General features: G+C 71.9%; 15 protein-coding genes. 8 read left to right on the top strand and 7 right to left on the bottom strand.

What is annotated here, in order from left to right:
• Window positions 1-13: 13 nt before the first annotated feature.
• Window positions 14-1,630, bottom strand: coding sequence for a carboxyl transferase domain-containing protein (locus tag RFN52_RS14495; protein WP_184846647.1), 1,617 nt, complete (start codon window positions 1,628-1,630; stop codon window positions 14-16).
• A gap of 87 nt (window positions 1,631-1,717) precedes the next feature.
• Between RFN52_RS14495 and RFN52_RS14490 the strand changes: the two genes are divergently transcribed.
• The 3 genes from RFN52_RS14490 to RFN52_RS14480 all read left to right on the top strand — a co-directional run bounded on the left by RFN52_RS14490 (window position 1,718) and on the right by RFN52_RS14480 (window position 4,946).
• Complete coding sequence (locus tag RFN52_RS14490) at window positions 1,718-2,314, top strand: SACE_7040 family transcriptional regulator (protein WP_184846645.1); 597 nt, start codon at window positions 1,718-1,720, stop codon at window positions 2,312-2,314.
• Window positions 2,315-2,877: 563 nt separating this feature from the next.
• Window positions 2,878-4,035, top strand: coding sequence for an acyl-CoA dehydrogenase family protein (locus RFN52_RS14485; RefSeq protein ID WP_184846643.1), 1,158 nt, complete (start codon window positions 2,878-2,880; stop codon window positions 4,033-4,035).
• A 35-nt stretch (window positions 4,036-4,070) separates the two neighbouring features.
• Window positions 4,071-4,946, top strand: a complete 876-nt coding sequence (locus RFN52_RS14480) for an acyl-CoA thioesterase (RefSeq protein WP_184846641.1) — start codon at window positions 4,071-4,073, stop codon at window positions 4,944-4,946.
• Window positions 4,947-5,036: 90 nt separating this feature from the next.
• On the opposite strand, the gene RFN52_RS14475 is transcribed toward RFN52_RS14480, so the two are convergent.
• Complete coding sequence (locus RFN52_RS14475) at window positions 5,037-5,825, bottom strand: phosphatase (protein WP_184846639.1); 789 nt, start codon at window positions 5,823-5,825, stop codon at window positions 5,037-5,039.
• Window positions 5,826-5,936: 111 nt separating this feature from the next.
• Entirely contained in the window at window positions 5,937-7,742 is a 1,806-nt protein-coding gene (locus RFN52_RS14470) for a PucR family transcriptional regulator ligand-binding domain-containing protein (protein ID WP_184846637.1), read from the bottom strand.
• Between the two features lie 144 nt (window positions 7,743-7,886).
• Here RFN52_RS14470 and RFN52_RS14465 point away from each other — a divergent pair, with 144 nt between their 5' ends.
• The 3 genes from RFN52_RS14465 to RFN52_RS14455 are packed head-to-tail and all read left to right on the top strand — an operon-like array spanning window position 7,887 to window position 12,096.
• Window positions 7,887-9,377, top strand: coding sequence for a sodium:solute symporter family protein (locus tag RFN52_RS14465; protein ID WP_184846635.1), 1,491 nt, complete (start codon window positions 7,887-7,889; stop codon window positions 9,375-9,377).
• 56 nt (window positions 9,378-9,433) lie between these two features.
• The gene (speB, locus tag RFN52_RS14460; RefSeq protein WP_030838119.1) at window positions 9,434-10,414 is read left to right on the top strand and encodes an agmatinase; all 981 of its coding nucleotides are present in this window, start codon (window positions 9,434-9,436) and stop codon (window positions 10,412-10,414) included.
• Window positions 10,411-12,096: a thiamine pyrophosphate-binding protein gene (locus RFN52_RS14455; protein WP_184846620.1), complete on the top strand. Its 1,686-nt coding sequence runs from the start codon at window positions 10,411-10,413 to the stop codon at window positions 12,094-12,096. The genes speB and RFN52_RS14455 overlap by 4 nt, the downstream gene beginning before the upstream one ends.
• Before the next feature lie 25 nt (window positions 12,097-12,121).
• On the opposite strand, the gene RFN52_RS14450 is transcribed toward RFN52_RS14455, so the two are convergent.
• The 3 genes from RFN52_RS14450 to RFN52_RS14440 form a co-directional block, all read right to left on the bottom strand.
• Window positions 12,122-12,724: a hypothetical protein gene (locus RFN52_RS14450; RefSeq protein WP_184846618.1), complete on the bottom strand. Its 603-nt coding sequence runs from the start codon at window positions 12,722-12,724 to the stop codon at window positions 12,122-12,124.
• Window positions 12,725-12,900: 176 nt separating this feature from the next.
• Complete coding sequence (locus RFN52_RS14445) at window positions 12,901-13,521, bottom strand: DUF7691 family protein (RefSeq protein ID WP_184853893.1); 621 nt, start codon at window positions 13,519-13,521, stop codon at window positions 12,901-12,903.
• 123 nt (window positions 13,522-13,644) lie between these two features.
• Window positions 13,645-15,897 (bottom strand): ArnT family glycosyltransferase, encoded by a 2,253-nt coding sequence (locus tag RFN52_RS14440; protein WP_184846616.1) that lies wholly within the window; start codon window positions 15,895-15,897, stop codon window positions 13,645-13,647.
• Window positions 15,898-16,041: 144 nt separating this feature from the next.
• Here RFN52_RS14440 and RFN52_RS14435 point away from each other — a divergent pair, with 144 nt between their 5' ends.
• Together RFN52_RS14435 and RFN52_RS14430 are read left to right on the top strand one after the other, a co-directional pair.
• Window positions 16,042-16,893: a serine hydrolase gene (locus tag RFN52_RS14435; protein ID WP_184846614.1), complete on the top strand. Its 852-nt coding sequence runs from the start codon at window positions 16,042-16,044 to the stop codon at window positions 16,891-16,893.
• A gap of 202 nt (window positions 16,894-17,095) precedes the next feature.
• On the top strand, window positions 17,096-18,058 hold the full coding sequence (locus RFN52_RS14430; protein WP_184846612.1) for an esterase-like activity of phytase family protein: 963 nt from the start codon (window positions 17,096-17,098) through the stop codon (window positions 18,056-18,058).
• A 17-nt stretch (window positions 18,059-18,075) separates the two neighbouring features.
• Here RFN52_RS14430 and RFN52_RS14425 read toward each other — a convergent pair whose 3' ends face one another.
• The gene (locus RFN52_RS14425) at window positions 18,076-18,441 is read right to left on the bottom strand and encodes a hypothetical protein (protein WP_184846610.1); all 366 of its coding nucleotides are present in this window, start codon (window positions 18,439-18,441) and stop codon (window positions 18,076-18,078) included.
• Between the last annotated feature and the right edge of the window lie 128 nt (window positions 18,442-18,569).

The raw sequence follows: 18,569 nt of genomic DNA, 5'->3' as shown, positions 1-18,569 counted from the left end.
GTCGTCCGTCCCCTCACATCCGGAAGACGCCGAACTGGGGGTCACCCAGGGGCGCGTTGGCGCAGGCGGTCAGGGCCAGGCCCAGGACCTGACGGGTGTCCAGCGGGTCGATCACACCGTCGTCCCAGAGGCGGGCCGACGCGTAGTAGGCGTTGCCCTGGCGTTCGTACTGGGCGCGGATCGGGGCCTTGAAGGCGTCCTCGTCCTCCGCGGACCAGGACTCGCCGCGGCCCTCCAGCTGGTCCCGCTTGACGGTTGCGAGGACCGAGGCGGCCTGCTCGCCGCCCATCACCGAGATCTTGGCGTTGGGCCACATCCACAGGAAGCGGGGGGAGTACGCCCTGCCGCACATGGAGTAGTTGCCCGCGCCGTACGAGCCGCCGACCACGACCGTCAGCTTCGGTACGCGGGTGCAGGCCACCGCGGTGACCATCTTGGCGCCGTGCTTGGCGATGCCGCCCGCCTCGTAATCCTTGCCGACCATGAAGCCCGAGATGTTCTGGAGGAAGACCAGGGGGATGCCGCGCTGGTCGCACAGCTCGATGAAGTGGGCGCCCTTCTGGGCGGACTCGGAGAACAGGATGCCGTTGTTGGCGACGATGCCCACCGGATGCCCGTGGATCCGGGCGAAGCCGGTGACCAGGGTCTGGCCGAACTCGGACTTGAACTCGGCGAAACGGGAGCCGTCGACGACCCGGGCGATGATCTCGCGCACGTCGTAGGGGGTGCGGGAGTCGACCGGGACCGCGCCGTAGAGGCCGTGCGGGTCGACCTTCGGCTCCGTCGCCTCCGTGACCTCCCAGGGGAGTGCTCCTCGGGAGGGGAGCGTGGAGACGATGGTGCGGACGATGCGGAGCGCGTGCGCGTCGTTCTCCGCGAGATGGTCCGTGACGCCCGAGACGCGGGAGTGGACCTCGCCTCCGCCGAGCTGCTCCGCCGTGACGACCTCGCCCGTGGCCGCCTTCACCAGGGGCGGGCCGCCGAGGAAGATCGTGCCCTGGTTGCGGACGATCACCGCCTCGTCGCTCATCGCCGGGACGTACGCGCCGCCGGCCGTGCAGGAGCCGAGGACCGCGGCGATCTGGGGGATGCCGGCGCCGGACATGCGGGCCTGGTTGTAGAAGATGCGGCCGAAGTGGTCGCGGTCCGGGAAGACCTCGTCCTGCATGGGGAGGAAGGCGCCGCCGGAGTCCACCAGGTAGACACAGGGGAGGCGGTTGTCGAGGGCGACCTCCTGGGCGCGGAGGTGCTTCTTGACCGTCATCGGGTAGTACGTGCCGCCCTTGACCGTGGCGTCGTTGGCGACGATCACGGTTTCGCGGCCGCTGACCCTGCCGATGCCGGCGATGACGCCGGCGGCCGGGGCCTGGCCCTCGTACATCCCGTCGGCCGCGAGCGGGGCCAGCTCCAGGAACGGCGAGCCCGGGTCGAGGAGGGTGTCCACGCGGTCGCGGGGGAGCAGCTTGCCGCGCGCGGTGTGGCGGGCGCGGGCCTTCTCGCCGCCGCCCTGTGCGGCGGCGGCGAGCTTGGTGCGCAGCTCCTCGACGAGGGCGTGGTGCCCCTCCTCGTTGGCCCGAAAGGCCTCCGACGCGGGGTCTGCCGCGCTCGTGAGCTCCGGTGCCTCGTGCATCCTGCGGGTCCCCTCACCTTGTTAATGAGCGTTAACGCATTTCCTTCAGGTTAACGACCGCTAACCTCCCTGTCTAGAATTGTTCTCATGACCACCAGAACCGACGCCCCCACCCGCCGCGAGCAGATCCTCAAGGAGGCCGCGCGGCTGTTCGCCGAGCGGGGCTTCCACGGGGTCGGGGTCGACGAGATAGGCGCCGCGGTCGGGATCAGCGGGCCCGGGCTGTACCGGCACTTCGCGGGCAAGGACGCGATGCTCGCGGAGCTGCTGGTGGGGATCAGCGGGCAGCTGCTGACCGGGGCGAAGCGGAGGCTGGCGGAGGCGGACGGGGGTGGGGCGGAGGCGGTCCTCGACTCGCTGATCGAGGGGCATATCGACTTCGCGCTCGATGACCGGCCTCTGATCACCCTGCACGACCGGGAGCTGGACCGCCTGCGGGACAGCGACCGGAAGATGGTGCGGCAGTTGCAGCGGCAGTACGTGGAGCTGTGGGTCGGGGTGGTCCGGGAGGTGTACCCGGGGCTCGGGGAGCCGGCGGCCCGGTCCGCTGTCCACTCGGTGTTCGGGCTGCTGAACTCGACGCCGCATCTGGGGAGGGGTGGGTCGCCGCTCCCCGGGCGGGGGGCTACGGCGGAGCTGCTGCATCGGATGGCCCGGGGGGCGTTTGCGGCGGTGGGGGTTTAGGGGGCTTTGCCCACCCACCGGCCGTAGCTGTGGGCCGAGAGGCCGGTCTCGTTCCGGGGCTGCGCCCCGGCCCCGGCGGGGGCTTCCTCCCCTGTACCCCCAGGGGTTTCCCACCCACCCGCCCGTAGCTGTTGGCCAAGAGGCCGGTCTCGTTCCGGGGCTGCGCCCCCGGCCCCGGCGGGGGCTTCGCCCCCTGCACGGGCTTCCCACCCACCCGCCCGGAACTGTGAGCCAAGAGGCTGGTCTCGTTTCGGGGCTCCGCCCCTGGCCCCCGGCGGGGGCTTCGCCCCCTGCACCCCCAGGGCTTCGCCCCCTGCACCCCCAGGGCTTCGCCGCCTGCGCCCCCAGGGCTTCGCCCTTGCGCCCCAGGGCTTCGCCGCCTGCGCCCCCAGGGCTTCGCCCGCCCCCCGCCCCTCTCCGTACAGCTCCGCCCCACCCCACCCCCACCCGGCGTGACGAGCGTTACCCCGCCCACCCCGGTCTCACCCTGGACGCCTCTCGATACTGGCCGGTATCTTTGGCTGAGCAAGCGCTTAGACATGCGGAGTCCTGGAGGTGGCGGCGTGCGCCGTACGGTGTTCAACGAGGATCACGAGGCGTTCCGGGAGACCCTTCGCGCCTTCATCGAGGCCGAGGTCGTACCCGTGTACGACGAGTGGTTCGCGGCGGGCCAGGCGCCCCGCGACTTCTACTACAAGCTCGGTGAGCTGGGCATCTTCGGCATCAACGTCCCCGAGGAGTTCGGCGGCGCGGGCCTGGACAGCCACAAGTTCGAAGCCGTGCTGTACGAGGAGACCGCTCGTGCGGGCGTCGCCTTCGGCGGCTCCGGCGTGCACGTGCTGCTCGCCCTGCCGTACATCAAGATGCTCGCCACCGACGAGCAGAAGAAGCGCTTCCTCCCCAAGTTCGTCTCCGGCGAGGAGATGTGGGCCATCGCGATGACGGAGCCGGGCACCGGTTCCGACCTCGCGGGCATGAAGTCCACCGCCAAGCTGAGCGAGGACGGCACCCACTACGTCCTCAACGGCGCCAAGACCTTCATCACCGGCGGCGTGCACGCCGACCGCATGATCGTCTGCGCCCGCACCGCCGCCCCGACCGCCGAGGACCGCCGCCACGGCATCTCCCTCTTCGCCGTCGACACCAAGTCCGAGGGCTACTCCGTCGGCCGCAAGCTCGACAAGCTCGGCCTGAAGACCTCCGACACCGCCGAGCTGGCGTTCGTCGACGTCAAGGTGCCCGTCGAGGACCTCCTCGGCGAGGAGAACAAGGGCTTCTACTACCTCGGCCACAACCTGGCCTCCGAGCGCTGGGGCATCGCCTTCGGCGCCTACGCCCAGGCCAAGGCCGCCGTCCGGTTCGCCAAGCAGTACGTCCAGGACCGCACCGTCTTCGGCAAGACGGTCGCGTCCTTCCAGAACACCAAGTTCGAGCTGGCCGCCTGCCAGGCCGAGGTGGACGCCGCCGAGGCCGTCGCCGACCGCGCGACCGAGGCCCTGGATGCCGGCGAGCTCACCCCCGCCGAGGCCGCCTCCGCGAAGCTGTTCTGCACCGAGGTCGCCCACCGCGTCATCGACCGCTGCCTCCAGCTGCACGGCGGCTACGGCTTCATGAACGAGTACCCGATCGCCCGCCTGTACGCGGACAACCGCGTCAACCGCATCTACGGCGGCACCAGCGAGATCATGAAGTCGATCATCGCCAAGGACATGGGCCTGTAAGGCCCCCGCAATCACTGGCGTATACAACTGACTTCATGAGCCAGGCACTCCAGGATCTCCTCGATCTGCTCGACCTCGAGCCGATCGAGGAGAACATCTTCCGCGGCCAGTCCCGCTCCGCCGTGGTCCCCCGGGTCTTCGGTGGCCAGGTCGCGGCCCAGGCGCTGGTCGCCGCCGGGCGTACCGTCCCGGCGGACCGGCCGCCCCACTCCCTCCACGCGTACTTCCTGCGCATGGGCGACCCCGGCGCGCCCATCGTCTACAACGTCGAGCGCATCCGCGACGGCCGCTCCTTCACCACCCGGCGGGTGGTCGCGGTCCAGCACGGCCGGCCGATCTTCTCGCTGTCCGCGTCCTTCCAGGAGCACGAGGAGGGCATGGACCACCAGACGCCCATGCCGCCCGCCCCGGACCCGGCGGCGCTGCCCACCTCGCAGGAGCGCTTCCGCGGCTACGACCACCTCGACCCCAAGGTCGTCGAGCACTTCCTCGCCGCCCGTGAGGCCATCGACCTGCGCTACGTCGAGGAGCCGCCCTACGGGCGGTTCGGGCAGCCTCGCGAGCCGCACTCCCAGGTGTGGTTCCGCACCAACGGCAAGCTCGACGGGCCCGTCGACAGTGCCCTGCTGCACATCGTCCTCGCCACCTACGTCTCCGACATGACCCTGCTCGACTCGGTCCTGCTCGCGCACGGCCGCGGCGGCTGGGCGGTCGGCGACGTCGTCGGGGCTTCCCTGGACCACGCCATGTGGTTCCACCGGCCCTTCCGCGCCGACGAATGGCTGTTGTACGACCAGGAGTCCCCGTCGGCGTCCGGCGGCCGCGGTCTCGGCCAGGCCCGCATCTACACCCAGGACGGCCGGCTCGCCGTGTCGGTCATCCAGGAGGGCGTGGTGCGCGTTCCCCGCTGACAGGAACGCGTCGAGGCCGGCCCGGCGTTCCCCGCCCCCCTACCGACCTCGGGGAGGGGGCGATGAGCCCGGCCGGCCTGGGCCTGCCGGTCAGTCCAGCCCTGCCGCCGCCAGCAGGTACGCCGTCACCGGGTCGTAGTGGCGCGGGCTGACCACGTGGTCGTCGAGGGGGACCGTCACCTGCACGGTGCCCTCGGCCTCGGCGATGAAGAGGGCCGGGTCGTTGCAGTCGGCGTAGCCGACGGAGTCCACGCCGTGCTGTCCGGCGTACCCCGCCCAGCCGTGGTCGGCGACGACCAGGTCGGGCAGCCGGCGGCCCTCGCGCTCCATGGCCGTCAGGATCGCCTTCATCGGCTCGCCCGAGTGGGTGTGCCAGAGGGTGGCGCCGTGCTCCAGCACCGCCACGCTCGCGAACTGCATGACGTAGCCCTCCTCCGTCGTCAGGCCCTCCGGGATGACGACGATCTCGCAGCCCGCCGCGCGCAGCGCCGCCGCGGTCGAGCTGTGCACGTCCAGCAGGCCGCCGGGGTGGCCGGTGGCGAACAGCACCCGCTGCTGCCCGTCAGCCGCCTTGCGCAGCCGCCCGGCCATCCGCTCCAGACCGTCGACGGTCAGCTCCGGGTCGATGGTGTCCTGGCCGTACCGGTATTCGGGATCGTCGTTCACGCCGACCCGCTCCGCCATCACCGCGAGGACGTCCTGCTCGTCGCTCCAGCGGTCGCCGAGTTCCAGCCCGAACCAGTAGTGGCGGTCGCTGTTCGCCAGCTTGCGGTAGTGGGAGAGGTTGTTCTCGCGGGGGGTGGCGACGTCGCCCGCGATGCGCGTCCTGACGAGGTGTTCGACGAGTTCGGCGCGGCTGGGTGTCCCGGATATCGGCATGGCATCCATTGTGAGGCAGCCGACTGTGGGCGTCCCTGGCGTATCGAGCGCTGGGACGTGCGTCACGTACTCAGAGGGACACCGCTCACGTACTCAGCTCCGCTCCCCTTCTCAGAGCCGTCGCAGCGCGAACCACAGTTCCATCCGTACGTCCGGGTCGTCCAGGTCCGTCTCCAGCAGCGTCGCGCAGCGGGCGATGCGCTGGCGCACGGTGTTGCGGTGCACGGACAGGGCGACGGCCGTGCGGTCCCAGCTGCCGTGCAGGGACAGCCAGGTGCGCAGGGTCTCGGTGAGCGCGGGGTGTGCCGTGACGGGGGCCAGGAGGGTACGGGCGTGGGCCGCCGCCTCGCCGGGCGGCACCAGGTCGGCGAGGGCGGGGCGCGGGGCGTGCCGCAGCAGCGGGGTCCGGGTGGCGCGGGCCCGGGCCAGGGCGCGGGCCGCCTGGGTGTCGGCGGCGGGCCAGTCGTGCGGGGCGACGGCGGCGCTGACGCCCAGGGTCCAGCCGGGCAGCGGGGCCGGTGCCCGGTCGGCCGGGACCAGGACCCGTACGACGTCGCCCGCCGGGTCGACCAGAGCGGAACCGAGCGCGGCACCCAGCGCGGAGGCCGCGACGGGGTCCGCGGGGCCCGTACCGTCCGGCCGGGCCCGCACGACCACCCACCGCCCACCCCCGAGCAGCGGCGCGACCTCCTCGGGCGCCGCGCCCAGCAGCAGCCGCACCAGCGCGGACGATCGAGCGGCACCGGTGCCGCTCTGCTGCTCGCCGGTGAGCAGGGACAGCAGCACGGCCGCGACGGAGACGACGGTGTGATCACCGGGCGCCCGCTGCGGACTGGCGACCCCGAGCACGAATCCGTGCCCGGCACCGAGGGCGTAGGCGGCGAGGTGGGTGCCGGCGGCGGTGTCGGTGGCGGAGGTGGGGACAGGGCGGCCGGGGTCGGTCTGCGACGCCGGGGCGCCGCCGGCGTCCGGCCGGAGGAACGCGGCGGCGCGTGCCGCCCTGGTCTCACCCGACCGTGCCGCGCCTGCGCGCGGGGTGGAGCCGGTCGGCGGCGCCGGACGGTCCGGTGGTCCTGCGGTGCCTGGCTCGGTCGGTCGTGTTCCGGTCGCGCCCGTGCGCGGGGTGGAGTCGGTCGGTGGTGTCGCACCGGTCGGCGGTGCAGGGTGGTTCGGTGGTCCTGCGGTGCCTGGCTCGGTCGGTCGTGTTCCGGTCGCGCCCGTGCGCGGGGTGGAGTCGGTCGGTGGTGTCGCACCGGTCGGCGGTGCCGGGCCGTCCGGTCGTACCACTCTCGCCAGCCGCGTCAGCGCCGCCCGCACCTCCTCCCCGGGCCTCCGCCCCGCCCCCGCGATCTCCGCCCCCTCCGGCCCGTACAGCACGGCCCACCCGCCCAGCCGCTGGGCGAGCTGGCGGAGGACCGACGGGACCGGGTCGGGGCGGGAGGCGGCGGAGGCGAGGCTCTGCTGGGCATCGGTGACGCGGCGGAGTTCGGCGAGGCGGGACTGGGCCATCAGCTGCCAGACCGCGCGGGCCACGCCCGAGAAGGTGGTCTGCGGCGGCACCTCCAGGAGCGGCAGGCCGTGTGTCTCGCAGGCCGCGACCAGCGCCCTCGGGACCGTGTCGTGTACCGGCGCCACCCCGAAGCCCAGGGCCGCGCCGCCCGCCGCCACGATCCGGGAGACGTACTCGTCGAAGTACGTACCCGACCCCGCCGCCTCCGGGATGTGCACGCCCGCCGTGAGCAGCAGCTCCCCGCCCAGCAGATACGGATACGGGTCCGCCATCTCGGAGGTGTGCACCCAGTGGACGACGGTGCCGGGGTCCTCCGGACCGGCGATCCGGCGCAGGGAGAGGTCCTCCCTGGCCAGGAGGGACGTGAGGAGGACGGGAGGTGTCGGGGGGACCGCCGGGTCCGGCATGGTGTGCGTTCCCTCCAGCCAAGGCCGCTCGAATGGATGAAACGTACACTTCGCAGTCGCTTTCCGGCCACCTAGTGTCAGTGCTCGTCAACCTCGTCCCCCGCGACCGAGCCCTGCGCCCTGTGCGTGCGCGAAGGAGGCCCCATGGCCGTCGACTACCTCGTGATCGTCGTCTACCTGGCCGGAATGCTGGCCATGGGCTGGTGGGGCATGCGCCGCGCCCGCTCCAAGAGCGAGTTCCTGGTGGCGGGCCGCCGGCTCGGCCCGGCCATGTACTCCGGCACCATGGCGGCCATCGTCCTCGGCGGCGCCTCCACCATCGGCGGTGTGGGGCTCGGCTACCAGTACGGCCTCTCCGGCGCCTGGATGGTCTTCACCATCGGCCTCGGCCTGCTCGCCCTGTCCGTCTTCTTCTCCGCCCGCATCGCCCGGCTGAAGGTCTACACCGTCTCCGAGATGCTCGACCTGCGCTACGGCGGCCGGGCCGGGGTGATCTCCGGTGTCGTCATGTGGGCGTACACCCTCATGCTCGCGGTGACCTCGACCATCGCGTACGCCACGATCTTCGACGTCCTGTTCGACATGAACCGCACGCTCGCGATCGTCCTCGGCGGCTCGATCGTCGTCGCGTACTCCACCCTCGGCGGGATGTGGTCGATCACCCTGACGGACATGGTGCAGTTCGTCGTGAAGACCATCGGCGTGCTGCTCCTGCTGCTGCCGATCGCCGTGGTGAAGGCCGGCGGCTTCAGCGAGATGAAGGCCCAGCTGCCCACCGAGTACTTCGACCCGCTCGGCATCGGTGGCGAGACGATCTTCACCTATGTGCTGATCTACACCTTCGGCATGCTCATCGGGCAGGACATCTGGCAGCGCGTCTTCACCGCCCGCAGCGACACGACCGCCAAGTGGGGCGGCACCGTCGCCGGCACCTACTGCCTCGCGTACGCCCTCGCCGGCGCCGTCATCGGCACCGCCGCCAAGGTGCTGTACCCGAAGCTCGGCAGCCCGGACGACGCCTTCGCGACCATCGTGAAGGAGGAACTGCCCGTCGGAGTGCGCGGGCTGGTGCTGGCCGCCGCCCTGGCCGCCGTGATGTCGACGTCCTCCGGCGCGCTGATCGCCTGCGCCACCGTCGCCAACAACGACATCTGGTCCCGGCTGCGGGGCATCGTCAAGGCACCGGCCGAAAGCGCCGAGAACGCGGAAGAGCACGACGAGGTGAAGGGCAACCGGGCCTTCATCCTGATCATGGGGCTCGCGGTCATCTGCACGGCCATCGCCATCGACAACGTGGTGGAGGCGCTGACCGTCGCCTACAACCTCCTCGTCGGCGGTCTGCTCGTGCCGATCCTCGGCGGCCTGGTGTGGAAGCGGGGCACGGTCCACGGCGCCCTCGCCGCGGTCGTGGTCGGCGGACTCGCGGTCGTCGCCCTGATGGCGACGTACGGCATTCTCGCCAACGAGCCCGTCTACTACGGCCTGCTCGCCTCCCTCGCCGCCTATCTGGCCGTCTCCTTCGCCACCCCGGCCACCGACGCCGCCGTCCTCGCCGCTTGGCGCGAGCGCCTCGCGGGACGGGCACCCGAAGCCGAGTCCGAACTCGCGTCCGAACCGGCCGCGACCCCCCGGTAAGGTCATAAGGCAAGCAGTACATACGCGATGAAGCGTAGGAAAGAGAGCATTTCTTCATGAGCAGCAACGAGACTCCCCGCGGGCCCGTCGACTCCTCCCGCGTTCCGCGGTACGCGGGCCCCGCGACCTTCGCCCGGCTGCCCCGGCTGGACGAGGTCGGCCGGGCCGACGTCGCGGTCGTGGGCGTGCCGTTCGACTCGGGCGTCTCGTACCGGCCGGGCGCCCGCTTCGGCGGCAACGCCATCCGTGAGGCGTCCCGGCTGCTGCGCCCGTACAACCCGGCGCAGGACGCCTCCCCGTTCGCCCTCGCCCAGGTCGCGGACGGCGGCGACATCGCCGTGAACCCGTTCAACATCAACGAGGCCGTCGAGACCGTCGAGGCCGCCGCGGACGACCTGCTCGGCACCGGCGCCCGCCTGATGACCCTCGGCGGCGACCACACCATCGCCCTGCCCCTGCTGCGCTCGGTCGCGAAGAAGCACGGCCCGGTCGCCCTGCTGCACTTCGACGCGCACCTCGACACCTGGGACACCTACTTCGGCGCCGAGTACACGCACGGCACCCCGTTCCGCCGCGCGGTCGAGGAGGGCATCCTCGACACCTCCGCCCTGTCCCACGTCGGCACCCGCGGCCCGCTCTACGGCAAGCAGGACCTCACCGACGACGAGAAGATGGGCTTCGGCATCGTCACCTCCGCCGACGTCTACCGGCGCGGCGCCGACGAGGTCGCCGACCAGCTCCGCCAGCGCATCGGCGACCGGCCGCTGTACATCTCCATCGACATCGACTGCCTCGACCCGGCCCACGCCCCCGGCACCGGCACCCCCGAGGCCGGCGGCATGACCTCCCGCGAACTGCTGGAGATCCTGCGCGGCCTGGCATCCTGCAACCTGGTGTCGGCCGACGTCGTCGAGGTGGCCCCCGCGTACGACCACGCGGAGATCACGTCGGTGGCGGCCTCCCACACCGCCTACGAACTGACCACGATCATGTCGCGCCAGATCGCCGCGGCCCGGAAGGACTCGGAAGCGAAGTGACTCACGACCACGACCTGGTGCTCCGCCCCACGCCCGCCCAGACGGAGGCCGCCCTCAACCCTCCTCCCGGCCGCACCGGCGGAGACCTGGTCGTGGAGACGCTGGCCGGGCTGGGCGCGACGACCGTCTTCGGGCTGCCCGGCCAGCACGCCCTCGGCATTTTCGACGCGCTGCGTCGCTCGGACCTGAGGTACATCGGCCTGCGGGTGGAGAACAACGCCGGGTTCGCGGCGGACGCGTACGGCCGGATCACCGGTGAGGCCGCGCCGCTACTGCTGTCGACCGGCCCCGGGGCCCTGACCTCCCTGGCGGCCCTCCAGGAGGCGGCGGCGGCCTCCGCTCCCGTGCTGGCCGTCAGCAGCCAGGTCCCGACGGCGGGCCTCGGCGGCGGCCGGCACGGCTACCTCCACGAACTTCCGGACCAGGCCGCCTCGTTCCGGGGCGTGGTCAAGTCCGTCCACACCGTCCGCACCCCGTCGCAGATCCCCTCGGCGATCGAGGCGGCCTGGAAGTCGGCGCTGAGCGCCCCGCACGGCCCGGTGTGGGTGGAGATCCCGCAGGACGTCCTGCTCGCCGAGACGGCCATCCCGGTCGTCACGGGCGGCGACGCCTTCCCCGAGGAGCTGCCGCCGCGCCCCGAACTGACCGCCGTGGCAGCCGACCTGCTGTCCAAGGCCGCCCGTCCGGCGATCATCGCGGGCGGGGGAGTGGTCCGGGCGGACGCCTCCGGCAAACTGAAGCAGCTGGCGGAGCGGCTTCAGGCGCCGGTCGTCACCACCCCCGGCGGCAAGGGCGCGTTCCCCTGGAAGCACCCGCTGTCGCTCCAGTCGTGGATCGAGGACCGGCACACCACCGACTTCCTGGAGGACGCCGACGTCCTCCTGGTCGTCGGTTCGGGCCTCGGTGAACTCTCCTCGAACTACCACACGTTCAAGCCCCGGGGCCGGGTCGTCCAGATCGAGGCCGACCTCGGCAAGCTGGAGTCCAACCATCCCGCGCTGGGCATCCACGCGGACGCCCGCCTCGCGCTGCAAGCGCTGCTGGAGACGGTGTCCGAACGACAGGACCCCCAAGCCCCGGAGCGCGTACGAGAGCTGCTCGCCAAGGTGACCGACCGCATCGCCGCCCAGGAACTCACCCTGGAGCAGGACGTGCTGGCGTCCGTCCGCAAGGCGCTCCCGGCCGACTCCCCGTCCTTCTGGGACATGACGATCCTCGCCTACTGGGCCTGGTCGGCCTTCGACGCCAAGGGCCCCAACCACATGCACTCGGCGCAGGGCGCGGGCGGCCTCGGCTACGCCTTCCCGGCGGCACTGGGCGCGGCGGCGGCCGACCCGACCCGCCCTGTCCTCGCCGTCTCCGGCGACGGCGGCGCCCTGTACTCGATCGCCGAGCTGGCGACGGCCCGTCAGTACGACCTGGACGTCACCTGGCTGATCGTCGACGACGGTGGCTACGGCATCCTGCGCGAGTACATGAACGACGCTTTCGGGGAGGCGACCGCGACGGACCTGACCCGGCCGGACTACGTGGCCCTCGCGGAGTCCTTCGGCGTGCCCGGGGTGCGGACGACTCCGGAGAACCTGGAGCAGGACCTCGCGAAGGCGCTGAAGACGCCCGGGCCCTCGGTGGTCCTGCTCCCGGCCGTGCTGCGGATGTTCGCGCCGACGCACCTGGGGTGAGCGCCGGCCGGACCCGCGAGGCCGTCTACAGGCCGTCGCGGACCATCGCGGCGACGATGTGGACGTGGCGGTCGGCCGCCGTGCCCGACCACTCGTTGTCGTAGTTCAGGCCGTAGGGCCAGAAGTGGCCGCCGCCGGTGGAGATCTTGGCGCCCGAGCCGTCGTACTGCTTGACGAGCGCGGTGGCCTGTCCGCCGGTCCAGGTGCCGCTGCCGCCCAGGCGGGACCAGCCCGAGCTCGTCCCCACGCCGATGGTGTGGGCGATCTCGTGCAGTGCCGTCCGCTCGTTCATGTAGCTGCGGTTGCTGCCGAAGCGGATGGTGCCGTTGATGTTGCCGTCGGCGGTGGGGACTCCCGGCTCGTAGCGGACGGTGAGGGTCTTGCCCAGGTCGCTGAGGTTGTTGTAGCGGGCCACCGCCGCGTTCATGGCCTTGGTGATCTGGTCGTAGGCCGAGCGCTGGTCCGCGGTGGGGTTGCTCGCGCGGACGAGGGACCAGGTGATGGTGGCCGCCGCGGCGCGTTCCCGGGCGGGGGCGGGCGGGGCCTGGACCGTGGCGGCCTGGGCGACGCCGGGACCGGCCAGCAGTGCGGCGGTCACGGCGGCGACGAGTGCCTTGCGTGGGCTCATGCGGATCCTCCAGTGGGGGTGGTCGTCACGAAACTTGCGAAACTTCGCACGACGTTCGGGATCTCGTACAAGCGGCGCCACCGTCCACACAAAGTCCTTGTATGACACGGCAGTTGGCGCGCTGTCGACCGCAAGTATCCCGGTGGGAAAGGCGGCGTCAAGAGTTCCGGCAGTGGTCAGTGGAACCAGAAGAGCAGCGTGTCCGGATTCCTCCCGAGCTTCCGGGCGCTCTCCCACTCCTCCGCCTCGAACCGCATGGCGTCGATGAACCGGCGGGCCGCGCCGCGGAATTCGGGATCCAGGCGGCTCAGTACGGACCCGTAGGCATCGGCCAGGGCGGAGGCCCGCTGGGCCGGCAGGGTGCCGATCGCGGGCACCGCGTCACCGGGGTGGGGCAGCCGCAGCGGCGGACCGCTGAACAGGAACGTGCCCGGGAGCAGGTCGGACGGTACGCCGTGCCGGGACAGTTCGTCGTCCATGGCGTAGAACCACGCCGGGCGGCGCCAGGCGCCGAGGTCGGTGGGGTCGGAGAAGTGCGCCGCGACGGCCTGGTAGAAGGCGTAACTGTAGGAGGGGCAGAGGTCGGTGCTCGGGGTGCCGTCGATCAGTTCGTCCAGGGCGCGGCTGATGGAGACGTCGAGGTCGATGCCCTGCTCCTGGAAGCGGACGTCGGTCCGCTCGCACTCGGTGCGCACCCGGGCCAGGGTGCGCTCCTGCTGCTCGGTCCGCTCCACCGCCGTGAGCAGCCGCACCACCGTTCTCATGTCGCCGGTGCTCATCTCCAGGCAGTAGCCCACCGTTGTGCTCCCCTTCACCCGATCGCCGGACACCGGTGTCCATGATCGGGGACGCGGGAGCGGCCCCGGACCCAGGGCCTGTCGTTTGGGTCGGGGCCGTTCGCCGGTGTGCGGTGGGTGGGGTCAGCTGACGTCGGACGCGTCCAGGCGGTAGACGGCCGACTGGCCGGACTGCGCCGAGGATTCGGAGCCGTTGCCGGAGTCCGTGCTCGTACGGCTGCTGTAGTCGCTCTCCTTCACTTCCGTGCCGTGCTTCTGCACCCACGCCGTGACCTCGGAGCTGACGGAGGAGCCGCCGCCGGGGCCGCCGCCCATGCCGCCGCCGAGCTGGACGTAGTGCAGTTCGCCCTGCTTCACCAGCTCCTTGAGCTTGGCGAGCGTCATCGCCTTGTCGCTGCCGGACCAGCCCCACATCGAGATGACGGGCTCCCCGCTGCTCAGGATGAGCTGGGCGGCACCCTGCGAACTCGACACCGCCAGCAGCCACTTGGCGCCGTCCTGGTGCTTCTTGAGGTACGCGATCAGCTCGCTGCTCGCGCCACCGCGGCCCATGCCGCCACCGCCGGGGCCGCCCTGCATGCCACCGGAAGCCTGCCCCTTCTGAGTGCCACCGGAAGCCTGCCCGTTCTGAGTGCCACCGGAAGCCTGCCCGTTCTGAGTGCCGCCAGGAGCCTGCCCGCCCTGCAAGCCTTCCGGAGCCTGCCCGCTCCGCCCGCCGGACGGCAGCCCGCCACCGGGGAAACCGCCCCCCGCCTGGGCGCTGCCGCCCTGCTGACCGCCCTCACCGGGACCGCCCGACCCCCCGCCCGGGAACCCTCGGCCACCGCCACCGCCACCGCCACCGCCACCGCCACCACCCCCGGGCCCGCCGAAGCCGCTGCCCGTGGTCGGCCCGGCCGTCGGGTTCGTACCGCTCATGCCGCCGCCCGCTCCCGACGACGGAACGGACCAGGCGTACGCCGCCGGTCCCGCCACCGCCGCGACGACCGCCGCCGCCACCGACACCGCCAGCAGCCGCAGTCGCAGCCCCGAGGTGCCGGAGCGGAAGGCGAGCAGGCCCGCCACGGCCAGTGCCATGACGACCAGGACGGCGGGCCACAGCCAGGAGTTCCAGCCGGAGGCCCGCCGCAGCAGCACCGCCGCCCAGACGGCCGTGCCCCCCAGCGCCAGCGGAAGCACCCACACCCACCGCCGGTCCGCGCGGAAGGCCCGCAGCAGCAGCACCCCGCCGCCCCCGCACAGCGCCGCGACGCCCGGGGCGAGCGCGGTCGTGTAGTACGGGTGCATCGTGCCCTCGGCCAGGGCGAAGGTCAGGTAGTGCAGCACGGTCCAGCCGCCCCAGAGCACGAGCGCGGCCCGGGTGAGGTCCGTGCGCGCGGCACGGCCGCACAGCAGCAGGCCGCCGACGAGGGCGACGCCGGTGAAGGGGAGCAGCCAGGAGATCTGGCCGCCGAGGATGTCGTTGAACATCCGTCCGAGGCCCGCGGTGCCGGCGAAGCCTCCGCCCCCGCCGCCCCCGCCGTTGCCCTCGCCGCCGAGGATCCGGCCGAGTCCGTTGTAGCCCATGATCAGGTTCCAGGCGGTGCCGTCCGTCGAACCGCCGATGTACGGCCGCTCCGAGGCCGGGACCAGCGACACGGCCGCGGCCCACCAAAAGCTGGAGACGGCCAGCACCACCCCCGCCAGGACCAGATGGACGGCCCGCTTCACCAACGCGGGCCGGGCCGCGTACAGATACACCACGAACACGGCGGGCAGCGCGATGTACCCCTGGAGCATCTTGGTGTTGAAGGCGAGCCCGAAGCAGGCCGCCGAGCCGAGCAGCGGCAGCAGCCGGCCGTCGCGCGTCGCGCGCAGGGCGAGGGCCGCACCGGCCACCATCAGGAACACCAGCAGGGTGTCGGGGTTGTTGTCCCGGTTGATGGCGACCGTGATCGGGGTGAGGGCCAGGACGAGCGCCGCCACGGCCGCCGCCGCGTGCCCGAACACCCGCTTCACCGAGGAGTGCAGGATCCAGATCGTGGCCAGGGCCGCCACGATCATCGGCGCCATCATCTGCCAGGTGCCGTAGCCGAGGACCCGGCAGGACAGGCCCATGACCATCAGCGCCAGCGGCGGCTTGTCGACGGTGAGGAAGTTCCCGGAGTCCAGCGAGCCGAAGAACCAGGCCTTCCAGCTCTCGGTGCCGCTCAGCACGGCGGCGCTGTAGAAGCTGTTGAGGCCGGCTCCCGACAGGTTCCAGGAGTACAGCACCGCGGCCAGGGCGAGGACCGCGAGCAGCGCGGGAAGGGACCAACGCGGCGCGGGGGCGGCGTCCTTCGGCGGAACCGGCGGGGGCCCGGCGGTGCGGAGCTGGGTTTCGGTGGCTGATGTCACCCGAGCATGGTGGGCGGCCACGGTGGGAGGCCGCTGTGCCGGAGCTGGCCGCCGCCTGTGAAACCGGGCAGGCTCCGGTAACGACTCGCACAAGACTTCGCCACACCTACAACCATTCGCTCCCGTCCGGGAGTCATGTGGTGCATGACTTCTGGGATATCCCGCCGCGCGAGAGTGCTGGCGGCGGCCGTGGGTACGGGCGTTCTCGTGCCGCTCGTCGCCACCGCCACGCCCGCCTCCGCCGCCGCTCCGGCCGTGACCTGCACGTCCGCCAAGGCGGGGCTCGCCGCCAAGCTGAAGAAGGACATCACCGCCGCGCTCGCCACCCGCAAGGGCACGGTCGCCGTCGGCCTCTACGACCGCAGCACCAACACGACCTGCACCCTGCGGGCGAGTTCCGCCTACGACTCGGCCAGCATCGTCAAGGTGACCGTCCTCGCCACGCTGCTGTGGGACGCGAAGAAGACGAACCGGTACCTCACCGACCGCGAGAACACCCTCGCCAAGGCGATGATCACCAAGTCGGACAATGCTGCGACCTCCACCCTGTGGAAGCAGCTCGGCATGACGAAGATCAAGAACTTCCTCGCGGCCGCCGGCATGACACAGACCAAGCCCGGCGCGAACGGCTACTGGGGTCTGACGCAGATCACCGTCACCGACGAGCAGAAGCTGCTGAAGCTCCTCACCGCCAAGAACGCGGTCCTCAGCGACAACTCCCGCGCCTACATCATCAAGCTGATGGGCCAGGTCGTCTCGTCCCAGCGCTGGGGCACCCCGTACGGGGTGCCCTCAGGTGTCACCGTGGCCGTCAAGAACGGCTGGCTGCAGCGCTCCACCAACGGCTGGCGGGTGCACAGCGTCGGCGCGTTCAAGGGCGGCGGCCACGACTACGTGATGACCGTGCTGTCCCACGGCAACAGCACGATGAACTACGGCATCACCACCATCCAGGCCGTGGCCAAGGTCATCCACAGGGATCTGGCGGCGAGTTGACGGGGGAGGCCGGGCCGAGAAGATCCAGGAGCCTCCTGACGACGGCGAGGATCGTGTAGAGCACGGGCGGAAGGACGTTCCACATCCGGGCAAACAGCCACAAGGCGGGGCGAGTGGCTACCCGGGCGGCCGGCTCACCGGAACGGCCGCCCTTCACCCAGCCGCCCACCGGGCGTCACCGGCCCGCCCTACGGTGACGCCCATGCCCCTGAGAACCCACCTCGCCCTCCTCACGGCAGGCCTGGCGGCGGTCACCTGTCTGACCGCCGCCGGCCCAGCACAGGCCACGTCCCACTCCTGCTCGCCGTCCGTCGCCATCGACCGCTTCTCCGACGCGCTCGACAAGACGGCCTACGACGACACCTTCGTCGGCAACCTCTCCGCGCTGGCCGTGGACCGGGACGGCTCCCTGGCGGCCCTCTCCGACCGCTCCTCACTGTTCCGCCTGGACGCGAGGACCCTCGGCCCCCGGTCCGTGACCCCCCTCGCCGACGAGACCGGAGCCGCGCTCGACTCCGAGGGCCTGGTCGTGGACCGCGACGGCACGTACCTCGTCACCTCCGAGACCGAGCCGTCGGTACGCCGCTACTCCCGCACCGGCGAGATCCTCGACCGCCTCCCCGTCCCGGACGACCTGCGCGTGAGCCCCGCGGGCCGGGGACAGCCCAACGGCACCTTCGAGGGCCTCACCCTGCTGCCCGGCGGCCGCACCCTCGTCGCCTCCATGGAGTACGCCCTCGCCGGCGACCCCGCCGACACCCTCCGCTTCCAGACCTGGACCCGCCACGGGAGCCACTTCCGGCTCGCCGCCCGGTACACCTACCGCACGGACCCCGGCCTCGGCGTACCCGAGATCCAGGCCACGCCCGACGGCCGCCTCCTGGTCCTGGAACGCGGCTTCACCGCCGGCGTGGGCAACACCGTCCGCCTGTACCTGGCCGACCCGCGCCACGCGATGAGGAAAACCCTGCTCACCGACCTCGTCACCTGCCCGTCACTGGGGGCGACGGCCAGGCAGCCCCAGCCGAACCCCCTCCTGGACAACATCGAGGGCATGACGATCACGGGCCGCACGCGGAACACCCTGAAGGTCCTGCTGGTCAGCGACGACAACCAGAACGCGGCCCAGACGACCCGCTTCTACTTCCTGCGCGTACGGATCTGACCGAACAGGAGGTGTGATCACATCTCCCAGCCCAGCAGCGGGACGCGGACCCCGGTGAGCAGGGCCAGGGCCATCACCGCGGACAGCAGCAGCACCGCGGCGAGGCGCACGACGGCGAGTGCGTCCACCGCGGTGCGCAGCGGCGGCCAGGGAAGCAGGCGCAGCGACCAGGTCACCGCGACCGAGACCGCGAGGAGCAGAGCCAGCCGCGCGATCTCCGCGTCTCCGGACATCTGGCGCGGCGCGCTGGGGTCGAGGTCGTAGCCCTCCGCGTACATCGCGAAGGCGAGCAGTCGCCAGCACAGGGCGGCTGCCAGGGCCACCATGGTCTCGGTGCGCGCGAAGCGGGGCCCCCGCGACACCTGGGCGAGTATGAGCACCATGACGGCAGACCCTAGCCCGGTCCTAGGTCCTCGGTCGGGTGTTTTCTCGTCCCCTGGTAGGGGAGGTGGCGCCGCGGGATGAAATCGGGTGGGTTGCGCGTTGTCGCCTTCCGGCAGCTCAGGACGGA

Origin of the sequence: Streptomyces collinus (assembly GCF_031348265.1) — a bacterium.
GTDB classification, from domain to species: Bacteria; Actinomycetota; Actinomycetes; order Streptomycetales; family Streptomycetaceae; genus Streptomyces; species Streptomyces collinus.
The sequence above is the reverse complement of the archived record's forward strand: the minus strand, read 5'-3'. Positions and strand labels throughout refer to the sequence as shown.